This is a genomic window from Xanthomonas sp. NCPPB 2922 (assembly GCF_041520885.1).
Lineage (GTDB): Bacteria > Pseudomonadota > Gammaproteobacteria > Xanthomonadales > Xanthomonadaceae > Xanthomonas > Xanthomonas campestris.
The window spans coordinates 47,953-64,347 of record NZ_JBGOFY010000004.1; the positions used below are offsets into that span (position 1 = coordinate 47,953).

A 16,395-nucleotide genomic window follows, 5' to 3' on the forward strand; every position below is an offset into this window, starting at 1 on the left:
TGCAGATTGCCACCGCCATGAGCGATACCCTACGTGACCAGTTGCTTGGGTTGGGCTTCAAGCCCACCCCCAAGCCCGCCCCCAAGCCCGAACGCAAACCCGACGCACGGCCTGCCGCGCGTCCGCATGGCAAGAGTGGCAAGCCTGCGCCCGGCAAGCCGGGACAGGGCAGGGGACCGCAGCGGCCGCATGCCGCTGCGGCACCCGACGGCAAGCCCGCGCCCTCCGCCAGGCCGCATCCGAACGCAGACCGTCGTGGGCCCCGGCCTGCGCGCACGCGCGAGGACATCGACCTGGCCAAGGCCTACGCGATCCGCGCGCAACGCGAGAAGGACGAGCGCATCGAAGCCGAGCGCGTGAAGCAGGAAGAAGCACGCCTGCGGCGCGAAGCCAAGGCCAAGCTCGAAGAACTGCTCAAGGACAAGAGCCTCAATCACGCTGAAGCGGACATCGCCCGCCATTTTCCGTATGGCGGCAAGATCAAGCGCATCTACGTCACCGCCGATCAGCTCAAGGCACTCAATGCCGGCGAGTTGGGCGTGCTGCAACTCAATGGCCGCTATCTGCTGGTGACAGCACAGGTGCTTGCCGAAGCCGAAGCCGTGTTTGCACCATCGGTGGCGTTGAAGGTAGACCCCAATGCACCGGCCGGTGACGACCCGTACGCCGACCCGAAGTACCAGGTGCCGGACGACCTGGTCTGGTGAGGCGGGGCGTGTTTTTCCGGCACATTGAACGCAACAACTCAGGCACCTGAGCGGTGCCTTTTTGTTTGCCCGTCGCTGTCTTTATTGGCCCGCAGGCCTAACGAATGCCCGGCTTCTAGCGCTTCGTTTCTGTTGCGCCGCGATACACAGGCTAATCACGGCCAGCACCCCACCATCGCAGCGCTCGCGTATGGCGGCTTTCGCAGATGATGACGCGACTGATGCGCCGCCGCTTCTTCATTGGAAGGCCTTGCCATGCCCACACTGTCACGTTTTCGTCCTACTTCTTCCTCTGCGGCTGAAGCAACGTATTGCGCGCAATCACGTCAACGATCATTTGCACGCCGTCTCGGTACATCCGCCGCAGTGCTGCTCGCACTGGGTCTGCTCAGCCAGTGCGCTTTCGCGCAGGCCGACGATGCGCTGGCGTTCGATCGCCCGGGGATCCCGTTCGCGGCCGAGACGCTGCGCCCCGGCGCGTTTGCCTGGGAGCAGGGGCTTCCCGATGCCAGCACCGACCGTAGCGGCGGGCAGCGCACCACGCTGTACACGGCCGATACCGTGCTGCGCCTGGGCCTGTTTGAGAACGTCGAGCTGCAGCTGGGCAGTGACAGCTACAACTGGCAGCACGGCGGTGGTGAACGTGTGCGGGGTGGTGGCGACAGCCACGTTGCGCTCAAGGTGGCGCTACCGTCGCGCGTGGAGAGCTTTCATTGGGCCGTGCTCGGCAGCTACAGCGTGCCGACCGGCAGTGCGGCCTTCAGCGACGGCTATTCGCGCGAACTGGGCGTCACCGCCTCGTGGGACCTACCGCAGGAGCGCGCATTGGCGTTGTACGTCAACTACGCCCGCGATAGCGATGGCCACCAATGGACCTTCGCACCAAACTACACCTTCTTTTCCGGCGAGCACTTCAGCAGCTATGTGGAAGCCGGTATCGACTCGGGGGGTGACCATGCACGGGTGGCGGGCGCGGGCGGTGCCTGGCAGCTGCCGCATGCGATGCAGTTGGATGTCTCGGTGTTGCGTGGGCTGACCTCCGAGAGCCCGGACTGGCAGGGCGGGCTAGGGCTGTCGATCGCCTTCCAGTGACGGTGAGCTGCGGATACGCTGGGGCCAGCACACAGGCGCTGGATTTGGAGCCAAGGCGCTTGCTCTGGTCGTCGTGGGGCAAGGGACACTCGTCAGTACCATTGGACTGACCAACGCACGCTCCAGCCCGTTCCCACAGAAATGCTGCACTGCCGCATGCATTGAATGCAGGGAAAAGGCCTAATTGGATCGATCCAATCAGCGTCGAGTGCATGCCTCTTCCTTACCACTCCAGGTCTGCTGCGTGACAGGCGCCACGCCGGCGCCTCCGTCGCCTGAGGACGACGCAGCGGGCCGTACCCGCCGTGGCGCGGTGACCTTGCGCGATATCGCCAACGCCATTGGTGTCTCGCGCGCGACCGTGTCGCTGGTGCTGCGCGGCAGCCCGCTGGTGCATGCGAGCACGCGCGCACGGGTCGAGGCCGAGCTGGATCGCCAACACTATGTCTATAACCGTGCCGCAGCCAATCTGCGCCGCCGCACGTCATCCAGCATCGCGCTGGTGATCAACGATCTGTCCAATCCGTTCTTTGCCGAATTCGCCGCAGGCGTGGACGAAGCCCTGGGCGCAGCCGGGTACGTGACCTTGCTCGGTAGCACCGGCGAATCCACGCAACGCCAGCAGGCGGTGCTGAGCTCACTGATGGAGCACACGCCCGCCGGCATCATCCTCTCGCCGGCCGAAGGCAGCCAGGCGCAGGCACTGACCCAGGCGTTGGGACGGCAGCGCAACGTGCTGCTATTCAATCGCGAGGTCGCCGATGCCGAGTGGGATCTGCTGGCGCTGGACAACGAGCAGGGCGCCTTCGAGGCCTGCTCGCATCTCATCGCGCAAGGCCATCGGCACATCGTCTTTTTCGGTGGACATGCCGCGTCCAGTTCGTGCCGGCAACGGCGCGCCGGTTACGCGCGCGCAATGGCGGCCGCCGGTCTGGCAGTGCAGTGGGTGGAGTCGGCACCCAACCGCCAGGATGCCGCGGTGTGTGCGACCCAGATGCTTGCGCACCCCGACCGCACTGCCAGTGCCGCGGTTTGCTACAACGACAGCGTTGCACTCGGATTGATGGCCGCGTTGGCCATGCGCGGCATTGTGCCCGGCCGCGACTTTGCAGTGACCGGCTTTGACGATATCGCCGAAGCCAGCTTGTTCACCCCCGCACTCACCACCTTGGCGGCCGACCCACGCGCGCGTGGCCAGCAGGCCGCACGGCTGATGCTGCAGCGCATTGAACACCCCGACCATGCGCCGCAGCGGCTTACCGCTGCGGTGGCATTGAAGATTCGCGCGAGCAGCGCATGTGCACCGTCCCCCGCAGTGTCCACCAATCCCCCCACCAAGGCCCCAGGCCGCTGACCAGGCAACTCCTATGGTTTCCCTTTCCACGCAATCCACTGTGCCAAGCGGCAACAAGGCGCCCGTCAACAACGGCGTCGCATTGTCGGTGGCTACCACGATCTTTTTCATGTGGGGCTTTCTCACCTGCCTCAACGACATCCTGATCCCGCATCTGAAGGCGGTGTTCGAGCTCAACTTCGCGCAGGCGATGCTGGTGCAGTTCACCTTCTTCGGCGCGTATTTCCTGATGTCGCTGCCGGCCGGCTGGCTGGTGGCGCGGTTGGGCTACAAGCAGGGCATCGTGGCCGGCCTGGCGGTGGCGGCGGTCGGCGCGCTGGGCTTCTGGCCGGCGGCGGAACTGCGCGTGTATGGCGCCTTCCTCGGTGCATTGTTCGTGCTGGCCACCGGCATCACCATCCTGCAGGTGGCGGCCAATCCGTACGTGGCGCTGCTCGGTCCCGAGCGCAGCGCATCCAGCCGGCTCACCCTGGCACAGGCGCTCAATTCGCTTGGTACCGCGATCGCACCGCTGTTCGGTGGCTGGCTGATCCTGTCCAACACCGTGATGACGGGCGACCAGCTCAAGGTGCTGCCGGACGCCGAGCAGTTGGCCTATCGCGTGCAGGAAGCGCAGGCAGTGCAGGGGCCGTATATCGGCCTGGCGGTGGTGTTGTTCCTGCTGGCGATCTTCGTGTTCCTGTTCCGCCTGCCGGCGCTCACCGATGCGAGTGCGCAGAAGGACGAAAGCGCGCATTCGCTGCTGGATGCATTGCGCCACCCGCATGTGCGGTTCGGCGTGCTGGCGATCTTCTTCTATGTGGGGGCGGAAGTCGCCATCGGCAGTCTGATGGTCAACTACTTCTCACTGCCGCAGATCGGCGGCTTCACCGAGCGTCAGGCGACCAACTACGTCTCTGCGTACTGGACGCTGGCGATGATCGGGCGCTTCATTGGCTCGGCGCTGCTGGCCAAGTTGTCGCCGCGCGTGTTGTTGTCGGTATTCGCAGGTATCAATGCGCTGCTGCTGGGCCTGACCATGGCCAGTGGCGGGATGCTGGCGGTGTATGCGCTGGTGGCGATCGGCCTGTTCAACTCGATTATGTTCCCGACCATTTTCACCTTGGGCATCGAGCGTCTTGGCCCGCTGACCGGGCGTGCGTCGAGCCTGCTGATCATGGCCATTGTGGGTGGCGCGATCGTGCCGTACCTGCAGGGCCTGCTGGCAGACCGCATCGGCTTGCATGAGTCGTTCGTGTTGCCGCTGCTGTGCTACCTGTACATCGTGTTTTACGGCATCTGGGGCTCGCGTCTGCGCGGCGCACTGGCGGAGGCACGCGCATGAGTGCTGCCAAGAACCAGGTGGTGTGTTTCGGCGAAGCGCTGATCGACATGCTGGCGCTGCCCCCGGCCGGCCCCAACGAGGCTCGCACCTTCGCCCAGTATGCGGGTGGCGCTCCGGCCAACGTGGCTGTTGCGGTGGCACGCCTGGGCGGCGCGGCGCATTTTGTAGGCATGCTCGGGCGCGACATGTTTGGCGATTTCCTGCTGGAGAGCCTGCAGCAGGCCGGCGTCGTGACCGATGGCATCGTGCGCACCGATGAGGCCAAGACGGCGCTGGCATTCGTCGCGCTGGATGCGGCCGGCGAACGCAGTTTCAGTTTCTATCGCCCGCCGGCGGCGGACCTGTTGTTCCGTGCCGAACATTTCGCCGCCGATGGCTTTGCGCAGGCAGCCGTGTTGCACGTGTGCTCCAACAGCATGACCGAGCCGGCCATCGCGCAGTGCACGCTGGACGGCATGCGCCGCGCGCGTGCCGATGGCACCATCGTCAGCCTGGATCTCAATCTGCGCCCGATGCTGTGGCCGCAGGATGTCGACCCGGCACCGCTGTTGTGGGAAGCGCTCGCGCTTGCCGATGTGGTGAAACTGTCGCGCGAAGAGCTCGACTATCTCGCCGGCACGCTCGACAGCGATGCCAGCGCTGTGACGCAGAAGCTGTGGCAAGGCCACGCCCGTTGGTTGCTTGTCACCGATGGCGGCGGGCCGGTGCATTGGCAGACGCGTGTGGATTCCGGGCAGGTGCCCGCGTTCCATGTGCAGGTGCGCGACAGCACGGCGGCCGGCGATGCCTTCGTGGGCGGCCTGTTGTTCCAGCTGGCAGCGCGCGCGAGCACGCTTGAGCAGCTGTGTGCCGACCCGGCGGCCATTGCCGAGGTGATTCGCTTCGCCGCCGCCGTTGGTGCGTTGGCAGTGACACGCAAGGGCGCGTTCGCCGCGATGCCCAGCGTTGACGAGGTCCATTCTTTGATCCAGGAACAATCATGAGCCCATTGCCCGCGACCCCCGCACCGGATTTCCGTTCGGCCGATGTCCTGCGCCAGCACATCGCCGACACCATGGCCTTCTACCACCCGCGCGCGATCGACCCAGCCGGTGGCTTCTTCCAGTATTTCCGCGACGACGGCTCGATCTACGACGCCGGGCACCGGCATCTGGTGAGCAGCACGCGCTTTGTCTTCAACTATGCGATGGCCTACCGCGAATTCGGCAATGCCGACTATCTTGACGCGGTGCGGCATGGTCTGGCCTATTTGCGTAACGTGCACCGCAATGCCGCCACCGGCGGTTATGCATGGACGCTGCGCGATGGCGTGGTGGAAGACGACATGAACCACTGCTACGGCGTGGCCTTCGTGTTGCTGGCGTATTCGTGCGGCTTGAAGGCCGGCGTGGACGAAGCACGCGCGTGGATGGACGAGACCTGGCAGCTCCTGGAGAAACATTTCTGGGAGCCGGGTTTTGGTTTGTACCGTGACGAGGCCGATGCGCAGTTCAACTTCACCACGTATCGCGGCCAGAACGCCAACATGCACATGTGCGAGGCGATGATCGCCGCCTACGAGGCCAGCGGTGAGCAACGCTATCTCGACCGCGCGCTACTGCTTGCTGACAACATGACCCGGCGCCAGGCCGCCAAGGCCGATGGTCTGGTGTGGGAGCACTACGATCTGCAGTGGAATATCGATTGGGACTACAACCGCGACAATCCCAAGCACCTGTTCCGCCCGTGGGGATTCCAGCCCGGGCACCAGACCGAATGGGCCAAGTTGCTGATGTTGCTCGATCGCTATGCGCCGGCCGACTGGTTGCTGCCGACCGCGCAGCACCTGTTCGATGTGGCGGTGGAGCGGTCGTGGGACGCGCAGCGCGGCGGGCTGTATTACGGCTTCGACCCCGACGGCAAGGTCTGCGACGACGACAAGTATTTCTGGGTGCAGGCCGAGTCGCTGGCTGCCGCTGCGTTGCTGGCGCAGCGCAGCGGTGAGGCGCGCTACTGGCAGTGGTACGACAAGCTCTGGGACTACTCCTGGACGCACATGATCGATCACCGCTACGGCGCGTGGTACCGCATCCTGGATGCGGACAATCGCAAGTACAGCGACGAGAAGAGCCCGGCCGGCAAGACCGATTACCACACCATGGGTGCGTGCTACGAAGTGTTGAACGTGTTGCGGCCGGCTGCGTGATGCGACACGGTCAGCGAGGTGTGCCGACCTTTCAATGACTTCAAGACGCCGAGATATCGACTCGTAGCGGCGTTTAGATGCAGTCAGACGTTGATGTCAGAAGCCTAGTCGGTCGAGGGCGCGATGCCCTCACCGCTCGCGGGACACGCCGTGAACCCATCCCTGGGGGCTCGGTGGCGGCATCCATGCCGCCACACGGTCCCGCAAGCGGTGAGGACACCACGCCAGAGTTTTCTGGTTGCTTTGTTGAAAACTACGCACACCGCCCATCGCGACTGGTCCTTGTCTGCCCACCATCGCGGGACCTTACGCGGCATGGATGCCGCGTAAGCGCTTACAAGGACGTACTTGCAGCGTGTCCCGTGATGGGGGGGCGGGCAGGGGCCCTGCAGCCAGGCGGCAGATCAGCTGCCCTTACTCCGGGTCGTAATCCAGATTCGATGCCAACCAGCGTTCGGCCAACGCCAGCGTGATGCCCTTGCGCTTGGCGTAGTCGGCAACCTGTTCCTTGCCCAGGCGCCCCACCACGAAATACTGGCTCTTGGGGTGGCTGAAGTAGTAGCCCGACACGGCCGCGGTGGGCAGCATGGCGAAGCTTTCGGTCAGCGACATCGCCGCGTTGTGCTCGGCATGCAACAGATGGAACAAGGTGCGTTTTTCGCTGTGCTCCGGGCAGGCCGGATAACCGGGCGCCGGGCGGATACCTTGATAGCGCTCTGCAATCAGCGCCTCGTTGTCCAGCGTCTCATCGGCGATATAGCCCCAGAATTCGGTGCGCACGCGCTGATGCAGCCGTTCGGCCAAGGCCTCGGCCAGGCGATCGGCCAACGCCTTGAGCAGAATGGAGTTGTAGTCGTCGTGGGCCGCTTCGAAACGTGCCACATGCGGGTCGATGCCGATCCCGGCGGTGACCGCGAACGCACCAATCCAGTCCTGCTTGCCGCTGCTCTTGGGCGCGACGAAGTCGGCCAGACAGAAGTCCGGGCGGTCGACGGGTTTGTCGACTTGCTGGCGCAAAAAATGCAGGGAATGGGGAATGGAGAATCGGGAATGGTCGAGCGCTTCCGAGGCGCTGTGCGATTCGCCATGGGGGTTTGCCGAGTCCGCCGGCTCAGTGAGGACAACAATATCGTCGCCCACACTGTTCGCCGGCCACAGGCCGAAGACGGCTTTGGCGGTCAGCCATTTCTCTTCGACGATGCGCTTGAGCATGCGCCGGGCATCGCGATACAGCTCGCTGGCCTGGGGGCCGACGATCTCGTCGCTGAGGATGGCCGGGAACTTGCCGGCCAGTTCCCAGGCCTGGAAGAACGGGGTCCAGTCGATCAGCTCGATCAGCTCGTCCAGCGGGTAGTCGTCGAACACGTGCAGGCCGGGCTGGCGCGGCGCGGGGGGCGTGTAGCTGTCCCAGCCGCCATCGAACTTTTGCGCGCGTGCCTTTTCCAGCGACACCAGCCGCTTGGCATCGCCACGGTTGCGATGACGCGCGCGGATCTCGGCATAATCGGCATCGTTGGCGGCGACGAAGGCCTGGCGCAGATCGCGCGAGATCAGCGATTGCGCCACACCCACCGCGCGCGAGGCATCCTTCACCCACACGGTCGGCGCGGTGTAATGCGGGTCGATCTTCAGCGCCGTGTGCGCACGCGAAGTGGTGGCGCCACCGATCAAGAGCGGAATCTCGAAGCCCTGCCGTTGCATCTCGCGCGCCACGTGCGACATCTCTTCCAGCGAGGGCGTGATCAGGCCCGATAGCCCGATCAGGTCTGCGTTTTCTTCGCGCGCACGATCCAGGATGACCTGCGCGCTGACCATCACGCCCAGGTCGACCACATCGAAGTTGTTGCACGCCAGCACCACGCCGACGATGTTCTTACCGATGTCATGCACGTCACCCTTGACCGTGGCCATGATGATCTTGCCGTTGGACTTGCCGACATCGCCGGTGCGCAGTTTTTCCGCCTCGATGAAGGGCAGCAGATAGGCCACGGCCTTTTTCATGACACGTGCGGATTTGACCACCTGCGGCAGGAACATCTTGCCGGCGCCGAACAGATCGCCGACCACGTTCATGCCATCCATTAACGGCCCTTCGATCACGTCCAGCGGGCGCGTGGAGAGTTGCCGGGCTTCTTCGGTGTCGGTTTCCACAAACGCATCGATGCCGTGCACCAGCGCATGCGCCAGGCGTGCACGCACGGGTTTTTCGCGCCAGGCCAGATCCTCGGTCCTGGCGGCGCCCTTGGTGCCTTTGTAGCGCTCGGCGATTTCCAGCAGCCGCTCGGTGCCGTCCTTGCGGCGGTTGAGGATCACATCCTCCACGCGCTCGCGCAGCTCCGGGTCGAGCTCGTCGTAGATCGGCATGCCGCCGGCGTTGACGATTCCCATGTCCATGCCGGCCTTGATTGCATGGAACAGGAACACCGAGTGGATCGCCTGACGCACGCTTTCATTACCGCGGAACGAGAACGACACATTGGAGACGCCGCCGGAGATATGGCAATGCGGCAGGGTGCGTTTGATCTCGCGCGTGGCCTCGATGAAGTCCACCGCGTAATTGTCGTGCTCCTCGATGCCGGTGGCCACCGCAAAGATGTTCGGGTCGAAGATGATGTCTTCCGGCGGGAAGCCAACTTTTTCAGTCAGCACCTTGTAGGCGCGTGTGCAGATCTCCACCTTGCGCGCGCAGGTGTCGGCCTGGCCCACTTCATCGAAGGCCATCACCACCGCGGCGGCGCCGTAGCGCAGCACCTTGCGCGCCTGTTCGATGAACACCGCTTCGCCTTCCTTCAGCGAGATCGAGTTGACGATGCTCTTGCCTTGCAGGCACTTCAGGCCCGCTTCGATCACGGTCCATTTGGACGAATCCACCATCACCGGGATGCGCGCGATATCAGGCTCGGACATGATCAGGTTGAGAAAGCGCGTCATTGCCTTCTCGGAATCGATCAGGCCCTCGTCCATGTTGACGTCGAGAATCTGCGCGCCGTTGGCAACCTGTTGGCGCGCCACCTCCACCGCTTCCTCGTAGCGCTCTTCCTTGATCAGCTTGCGGAACTGCGCGCTGCCGGTGACGTTGGTGCGCTCGCCCACGTTGACGAACAGCAGGTCCGGGGTGATGACCAGCGGTTCCAGGCCGGACAGACGGGTGTAGCGGGGCTGTGCGTTCATGCGGGCATCTGCAAGGTGACGGGTCGGCCAGAGCACGCGTGCGTGTCAGGCCAGCAACGAAGACGGCGTGCGCAGGCCTGCATCATGCGGCTTGCTCCAGCGCGTTGGGCAGCTGGCGCGGCGGCAGGTCGGCCACGGCCTCGGCAATCGCACGGATATGGTCCGGCGTGGTGCCGCAGCAACCGCCCACCAGGTTGAGCAGGCCGGATTTGGCGAACTCGCGCAGCGTTTCGGCCATTTCTTCCGGCGTCTCGTCGTATTCGCCGAACGCATTGGGCAGCCCGGCATTGGGATGCGCGCTGACGTAGGCATCGGCGATTTGCGAGAGCGTCTCCACATGTGGGCGCAACTCCTTGGCGCCCAGCGCGCAGTTCAGGCCCACCGATAACGGCTTGCCGTGTGCGACCGAGGCGTAGAACGCTTCGGCGGTCTGCCCGGACAGCGTGCGCCCGGAGGCATCGGTGATGGTGCCGGAGATCATCACCGGCAGGCGGCCGCCACGCGCTTCGAACACTTCTTCGATCGCATACAGCGCAGCTTTGGCGTTGAGGGTGTCGAAGATGGTTTCCACCATCAAGGTATCGGCGCCGCCATCGATCAGGCCGTCGATGGCTTCGCGATAGGTTTCGCGCAGCGCATCGAAGCTGGTATTGCGGTAACCGGGGTCGTTGACGTCCGGGCTGATCGATGCGGTGCGGCTGGTGGGGCCGAGCACGCCGATCACAAAGCGCGGCTTGTGCGGTGTCAGCGCTTCGACGGCATCGCAACAGGCGCGTGCGACCTGGGCACCGGCCTTGTTCAACTCGTACACCAGATGTTCGAGGTGATAGTCGGCCTGACTGACCGAGGTGGCGTTGAAGGTATTGGTTTCCAGCAGATCCGCACCGGCATCCAGGTAGGCGCGATGAATGCCGGCGATGATCTCCGGGCTGGACAGCAGCAGCAGATCGTTATTGCCCTTCAGGTCATGCCCTTGCGGCGCGTGATCGCAGCCGGCGCCGTGCACGTGCCCCTGTGCGCTGTCGTACCCCTCGGCAAACCGCGTGCCGCGGTAATCGGATTCCTGCAGGTCGTGGCGCTGGATCATGGTGCCCATCGCACCGTCGATGATGAGGATGCGCTCGCGCAGCGCCGCGGTGAGCTTGGCCGCGCGCTCCGGGTGCAGCCATGGCAGGGAAAACGGGATGGAGGATTCGGCACTGGGGATTGGCAGGTATGTCATGCGCTGGCTCTCCGCGACGCGTTGCTCTTGCCTTCAACCAATCCCGACTCTCGATTCCCAATTCCCGGCTTCATCGCAATCAGCGAGATCACTTCGAAATGCGGTGGACGCTTTTCGCGCGTCACCGACTCCAGGCTGGACACGTCCAAGCCGGCTTTCTCAACGAACTTGCGCAGTTCCTTGGCCGCAAAGCCCAGGTTGACGTGGCCGTAGGCCTGCACCGCTGCGCGGTGCTCGTGCTTGGCCAGGCTGCACAGCAACAGCCGGCCGCCGGGACGCAGTACGCGCGCCGACTCGGCCACCGCCTGCGCAGGCTTAGCCGCATAGGTGAGGGCATGCATCAGCACCACCAGGTCGAAGCTGGCATCGGGGAAGGGCAGTGCATGCATGTCGCCTTCGCGCACTTCCACATTGCGCAGCTTGCGCAGGCGCTCGCTGGCCGCAGCGACCACGCGTGCGCTGGTGTCGATGCAGATGTAGCGGGTGGCGTGCGGCGCCACCAGCTCGGCGAGTACGCCATCGCCGGAGGCGATATCGAGCACGTCGCCGGTTTCCAGCAGCGGCAGCGCGGTGCGTGCCAGCGCTTCCCAGGTGCGCCCCGGGGAGTAATGCCGCTCCATGTCGCCCGCCACCGAATCGGCCCAGTTCTGGTCGGCAGCACGGTTGGCGAGCACGGCAGCCACGCGCTCGGCGTCCTGGCGCAGCAGCGGGTCGTCGCTGCCGGTGCTCAGCGCCAGCCACAGCGCACGCTGGGCCGGGTCCAGTGACACTTCGTCGAAGCGGTAATACGCCGACACGCCGGCGCGGCGGTCGCGCACCAGGCCGGCCTCCTTGAGCTTGGCCAGATGGGTGGACACGCGCGGCTGGGCGAGGCGGGTGATGGCCGACAGCTCGGCCACGGTGAGTTCTTCCTGTTCCAGCAAGGCCAGCAGGCGTACCCGGGTGGCGTCGGCAAACACTTTCAGGCGGGCCGACCAGTCTTCCAGATCCATGAATATCTCTATATCGCGATATGGAGATATTTTCGGCCGGGCGGGGTGTGGGGTCAACTACATACGCATGCGAATGGTTGTGGCTACAATGGCCGCTCAGCCAATACCCGGGAGGGGTCGAACGTGGATTTCAGCTTTACCGAAGAACAACTGATGATCCAGGACGTGGCCCGCCGGATCGCGCAGGAAAAGATCGCCCCCAGCGCCGAGCAGTTCGACCGCAGCGGCGAGTTTCCGCTGGAGAACATCCAGCTGCTGGGCGAGAACGGCCTGATGGGCATCGAGGTGCCGGCCGAGTACGGCGGCGCCGGCATGGACCCGATCAGCTATGCGCTGGCGATGATCGAGATCGCCGCCGCCGATGGCGCGCATTCCACCATCATGTCGGTCAACAACTCGCTGTTCTGCACCGGCATCCTGAAGAACGGCACCGAGGCGCAGAAGCAGCTGTACGTGCGCGCAATCGCCGAAGGCACGCACATCGGCGCATTTGCACTGACCGAGCCGCAGTCTGGTTCGGATGCCTCGGCCATGCGTTGCCGTGCGATCAAGCAGGGCGATGGCAGCTTCGTCATCAACGGCAAGAAGAGCTGGATCACCTCCGGCCCGGTGGCCAAGTACATCGTGTTGTTCGCGGTGACCGAGCCGGACAAGGGCTCGCGCGGCATCACAGCCTTCATGGTCGACACCGCGCGCGCCGGCTTCCATCGCGGCAAGACCGAGCCCAAGCTCGGCATCCGCGCCTCGGCCACCTGCGAGATTGAGTTCGCCGATTACGTAGCGCAGCCGGACGAGGTGCTGGGCGCGGAAGGCGAGGGCTTCAAGACTGCGATGAGCGTGCTCGATGCAGGCCGGATCGGCATTGCCTCGCAGGCAGTGGGCATTGCGCGTGCGGCCTATGAGGCCACGCTGGCGTATGTGAAGGAGCGCAAGGCGTTTGGCGCGGCGATCGGTACCTTCCAGATGACCCAGGCCAAGATCGCCGACATGAAGTGCAAGCTCGACGCGGCTTTGCTGCTCACTTTGCGCGCTGCCTGGCTGAAGGGGCAGGGGCAGAAGTTCGGCACCGAAGCGGCGGTGGCCAAGCTCACCGCCTCGGAAGCGGCGATGTGGATCACCCATCAGGCCGTGCAAATCCACGGCGGCATGGGCTATTCCAAGGAAATGCCGCTGGAGCGCTACTTCCGCGATGCCAAGATCACCGAGATCTACGAAGGTACCTCAGAGATTCAACGCCTGGTGATCGCGCGGGGCGAAACCGGCCTGCGCTGAGGTCGGCCGCGCTCCAGCGCTGCCGCGTGTGCGGCAACGCTGGAACGCTCTCCGCGATGCCAAGATCACCGAGATCTACGAAGGCACCTCGGAGATTCAACGCCTGGTGATCGCGCGTGGTGAAACCGGGCTGCGCTGAGGTCGGCCGCGCTCCAGCGCTGCCGCGTGTGCGGCAACGCTGGAACGCTCTCCGCGATGCCAAGATCACCGAAATCTACGAAGGCACCTCGGAGATTCAACGCCTGGTGATCGCGCGGGGCGAAACCGGCCTGCGCTGAGGTCGGCCGCGCTCCAGCGCTGCCGCGTGTGCGGCAACGCTGGAACGCTCTCCGTGATGCCAAGATCACCGAGATCTACGAAGGCACCTCGGAGATTCAACACCTGGTGATCGCGCGCGGCGAAACCGGGCTGCGCTGAGGTCGGCCGCAATCCAGCGCTGCCGCGTGTGCGGCAACGCTGGAACGCTCTCCGTGATGCCAAGATCACCGAGATCTACGAAGGCACCTCGGAGATTCAACACCTGGTGATCGCGCGTGGCGAAACCGGGCTGCGCTGAGGTCGGCCGCGTTTCGTCACGTGCCACCGGTCGAGGCCTATCCACATCAGGCGCGTAATAGTTTTGCTGGAATCGTGGTGTATCCGATCGCGATCAGGCTCCTCGTAGGAGCGCGCTCGCGCGCGATGAAGCGTTACCGAGAACGCCGCATCGCGCGCAAGCGCGCTCCTACAACGTCTGGGCTTGCAAGCCTGCATTTAGGCTTGAGCCGTTTCGGCTGCCGAGCCAAGACCACGTGCCACCTCTGATTGGTCATGTACCTATCGGAATCAGGCGCGCGATGGCCTTGCCGGTAGCGCGGCGTATCCGGTTGCGATACCCCGCCTCGTAGGAGCGCGCTTGCGCGCGATGAAGCGTTACCGATAACGCCACATCGCGCGCAAGCGCGCTCCTACGATGTCTAGGCTGCTCAGCCTGCACGGCGTCAGGCGCCGAGCCACCACCACAGCAGCGCCAAACCGCAGCCTCGCTGCGTACACGCTTGTCGTACGCCGCGCGCGCAGACCACAATCGCCGCATCTCCTGTCTCTGGTGCGCGCATGTTCCGGTCTTTGCACGCGGTGGTTTCCCGCCTTCCGCTGTCTGCCATTGCGCCCGCGCTGGTGTGCTGTGGGCTATTGCTGGTCTGCACTGCGGCCACTGCGCAGACGCCGCCACCGTCGATCGTGCCGACCGACCGGCTGCAGGAGCCTTGGTGGGCGCAACGGCATGCGCGGGTGCTGGAGCAGGCGAAGCAACACGCCGACACGCCGCTGCTGCTGATCGGCGATTCGATCACCCAGAACTACGACAAGGCCCAGGCGCCCGACGAGAATTTCCAGCCCACCTGGCAGACCTTTTACGGCAGCCGTGGTGCGCTCAACCTAGGCTTCAGCGGCGATGGCACCGAGCACGTGCTGTGGCGCCTGGCCAACGGTGAAGTGGATGGCCTGCATCCCAAGGTGGCCGTGGTGTTGATCGGCACCAACAACACCGGGCACCTGCAGCACACCGCCGAGCAGACCCAGCTGGGCATCGATGCGGTGGTCGCGGCGATCGAACAGAAGCTGCCACGCACGCACATCCTGTTGCTGGGTGTGCTGCCAAGTGCGGTCTCGGCCGAAAAGTCGCGCCGCGACGCGCAGGTCAACCAGGCCCTGGCGATGCGCTATGGCGATAATCCGCGCGTGACCTACCTGGATGTGGGGTCGATCCTCCTGCGCGACGGCGCGCTGCGCACCGAGCTGTTCTACGACACCCGCTTCCGCCCGCCGGCCGGTGCCCTGCATCCGGACACGCAGGGCCAGCGCATGCTGGCGGAAGCCATCGAGCCGACCCTGGCGAAGCTGCTGGGCGAGCCACCGGTCAAGCCGGTCGCCGAGCTCGGCCGCGACGTGGCAACCTCGCTGATCCCGGTCGATTGGCTGGAGCAGGACTCCTACGACTGGTACGCGCGCCACCACGCCGCACTGGCCACCGCACGCATCCTCAAGCCGGAAGTAGTGATGATCGGTGATTCGATCACGCATTTCTGGGCCGGCCCGCCGCAGGCCACGCGCGTCAGCGGGCCGGCGTCCTGGGCCTGGCTGTATGGCAAGCGGCCGGTGTTGAATCTGGGCTTTGGCTGGGACCGCACCCAGAACGTGCTGTGGCGCATTCGCCAGGGCGAACTCGATGGGCTCGATCCGCGCTGGGTGGTGCTGCATATCGGCACCAACAATCTCACCGGCACCGCGCAATCGCGCGCCAGTACACCCGCCGAGACCGCGCAGGGCGTGGAAGCGGTGGTTGCCGAAGTGCGCCAGCGCCTGCCCAACAGCAAGTTGATCCTGATGGCGATCATGCCCCGCGGCCATCACCCCGACAGCCCGCAGCGAGCGCCGATCGCCGAAACCAACCGCCTGCTTGCTGCACGCTTTGCCGGTGACCCGGCGGTGCGGCTGGTGGATATCGGGCCGCAAATGCTGCAACCCGACGGCGCCTTGCCCGAGGCGCTGATGCCCGACGGTACCCACCCCAGCGAGGCCGGCTATCGGATCTGGGCACAAGCCCTGCGCGCGGCAGGCATTACTGCCGCGCCTTGAGCTGCGGTGTTCAGGGGCGGCGTCGCCTGCGCCTGTGATCGTCGCTGCGATGCGCTGCGATGCAGTGCGGTCGCGATAAGGTGGGTCGAGTTGCGTAGGTCGAGTTGCTGTTGCGTCGCAGCTGGCGCACGGCGCGTCCGGTTTCGTCGACGCCAATCGCATGACGTCTATCGCCCTGATGCTTGACCCTTGCGATTGAGCAGCACTTCTACGCGCGCGGCGCACACATGAGTTCGTTCGGAAAGGCTGGGAGCAAGCAAGCCGTGGGGCAGGGCAGAAACCACGCAGTTGCCGTGCTTGTCAGAGTCCGTTGAACTGCACGGCCATGCAATAAACAGAGCAGGCTGAGGCTGCCTGCATCGAGGGCGCAAGCGGCAACGCATCGAGCAGGAAAAAACAGGGCTGGTTAGGCGCTTTCGCCACAAGCCGAGCGCAGCCGCGCGCCTCTGGCGCAAGG

The 16,395-nt window shown here is 64.9% G+C and carries 13 protein-coding genes and 2 pseudogenes; 12 read left to right on the forward strand and 3 right to left on the reverse strand.

Annotated features, from left to right (window positions below; translation table 11 throughout):
* Positions 1-17 precede the first annotated feature (17 nt).
* The 6 genes from ACD584_RS06865 (at position 18) to ACD584_RS06890 (ending at position 6,662) form a co-directional block, all read left to right on the forward strand.
* Complete coding sequence (locus tag ACD584_RS06865; protein WP_323370230.1) at positions 18-707, forward strand: DUF2058 family protein; 690 nt, start codon at positions 18-20, stop codon at positions 705-707.
* 255 nt (positions 708-962) lie between these two features.
* Positions 963-1,799, forward strand: coding sequence for a transporter (locus ACD584_RS06870; protein ID WP_076036005.1), 837 nt, complete (start codon positions 963-965; stop codon positions 1,797-1,799).
* 244 nt (positions 1,800-2,043) lie between these two features.
* On the forward strand, positions 2,044-3,153 hold the full coding sequence (locus ACD584_RS06875; protein ID WP_175611513.1) for a LacI family DNA-binding transcriptional regulator: 1,110 nt from the start codon (positions 2,044-2,046) through the stop codon (positions 3,151-3,153).
* A gap of 13 nt (positions 3,154-3,166) precedes the next feature.
* Positions 3,167-4,477 carry an L-fucose:H+ symporter permease gene (fucP, locus tag ACD584_RS06880; protein ID WP_012438711.1) on the forward strand — a complete coding sequence of 437 codons (1,311 nt, stop codon included), beginning with the start codon at positions 3,167-3,169 and terminating at the stop codon, positions 4,475-4,477.
* Complete coding sequence (locus ACD584_RS06885) at positions 4,474-5,460, forward strand: carbohydrate kinase (RefSeq protein WP_175611512.1); 987 nt, start codon at positions 4,474-4,476, stop codon at positions 5,458-5,460. Before fucP ends, ACD584_RS06885 begins: the two co-directional genes overlap by 4 nt.
* Entirely contained in the window at positions 5,457-6,662 is a 1,206-nt protein-coding gene (locus ACD584_RS06890; RefSeq protein WP_076036002.1) for an AGE family epimerase/isomerase, read from the forward strand. Before ACD584_RS06885 ends, ACD584_RS06890 begins: the two co-directional genes overlap by 4 nt.
* Before the next feature lie 414 nt (positions 6,663-7,076).
* Here ACD584_RS06890 and metH read toward each other — a convergent pair whose 3' ends face one another.
* From metH to ACD584_RS06905, 3 genes are all read right to left on the reverse strand, one after another.
* A complete protein-coding gene (gene metH / locus ACD584_RS06895; protein WP_076036001.1) occupies positions 7,077-9,833 on the reverse strand; it encodes a methionine synthase in 2,757 nt (918 codons plus the stop codon).
* Positions 9,834-9,915: 82 nt separating this feature from the next.
* Positions 9,916-11,055: a homocysteine S-methyltransferase family protein gene (locus tag ACD584_RS06900; RefSeq protein WP_076036000.1), complete on the reverse strand. Its 1,140-nt coding sequence runs from the start codon at positions 11,053-11,055 to the stop codon at positions 9,916-9,918.
* Positions 11,052-12,047, reverse strand: a complete 996-nt coding sequence (locus ACD584_RS06905) for a metalloregulator ArsR/SmtB family transcription factor (protein ID WP_175611511.1) — start codon at positions 12,045-12,047, stop codon at positions 11,052-11,054. Before ACD584_RS06905 ends, ACD584_RS06900 begins: the two co-directional genes overlap by 4 nt.
* 123 nt (positions 12,048-12,170) lie before the next feature.
* On the opposite strand from ACD584_RS06905, the gene ACD584_RS06910 reads away from it, so the two are divergent.
* From ACD584_RS06910 to ACD584_RS06935, 6 genes and pseudogenes are all read left to right on the forward strand, one after another.
* Entirely contained in the window at positions 12,171-13,319 is a 1,149-nt protein-coding gene (locus ACD584_RS06910) for an acyl-CoA dehydrogenase family protein (protein WP_012438705.1), read from the forward strand.
* 28 nt (positions 13,320-13,347) lie between these two features.
* Entirely contained in the window at positions 13,348-13,458 is a 111-nt protein-coding gene (locus ACD584_RS06915; protein ID WP_011269903.1) for an acyl-CoA dehydrogenase family protein, read from the forward strand.
* Positions 13,459-13,510: 52 nt separating this feature from the next.
* Positions 13,511-13,597, forward strand: a pseudogene (locus ACD584_RS06920) (acyl-CoA dehydrogenase family protein); the annotation flags it as partial.
* 52 nt (positions 13,598-13,649) lie between these two features.
* Positions 13,650-13,736: pseudogene (locus ACD584_RS06925) on the forward strand (acyl-CoA dehydrogenase family protein); the annotation flags it as partial.
* A gap of 28 nt (positions 13,737-13,764) precedes the next feature.
* The gene (locus tag ACD584_RS06930) at positions 13,765-13,875 is read left to right on the forward strand and encodes an acyl-CoA dehydrogenase family protein (protein WP_012438703.1); all 111 of its coding nucleotides are present in this window, start codon (positions 13,765-13,767) and stop codon (positions 13,873-13,875) included.
* A gap of 539 nt (positions 13,876-14,414) precedes the next feature.
* A complete protein-coding gene (locus tag ACD584_RS06935; RefSeq protein ID WP_175611510.1) occupies positions 14,415-15,938 on the forward strand; it encodes a platelet-activating factor acetylhydrolase IB subunit in 1,524 nt (507 codons plus the stop codon).
* Positions 15,939-16,395 lie beyond the last annotated feature (457 nt).